The 210-nt window shown below is 47.6% G+C and carries 1 protein-coding gene; it reads left to right on the top strand.

The window, feature by feature from the left end:
* Nucleotides 1-15 precede the first annotated feature (15 nt).
* Nucleotides 16-210: IS66 family transposase (locus BFF42_RS22305; protein ID WP_256387536.1), on the top strand; the 195-nt coding region annotated here is incomplete at its 3' end.

Here is a 210-nt window from a genome sequence, read left to right as displayed (position 1 = left end):
TGCATATCTGACACTTTGGTTCCCACTACTTATTTGGTGGACACCACTTTGTCTAATTCGTCAGATTCTGACCAGACGGTTCAGGCTGTACGCTTACAGTTGATGCAGTCGTTGTACGACTGGATACAGTTGCAGAGGAAAACGCTGTCGAAACATGCGGAGATGGCGAAGGCGTTCGACTATATCCTGAATCACTGGAATGCGCTGAAC

The sequence above is a fragment of the Shigella sp. FC1661 genome (assembly GCF_001712525.1).
Classification (GTDB): Bacteria; Pseudomonadota; Gammaproteobacteria; order Enterobacterales; family Enterobacteriaceae; genus Escherichia; species Escherichia coli.
This window is presented reverse-complemented; position numbering and strand designations above follow the sequence as displayed.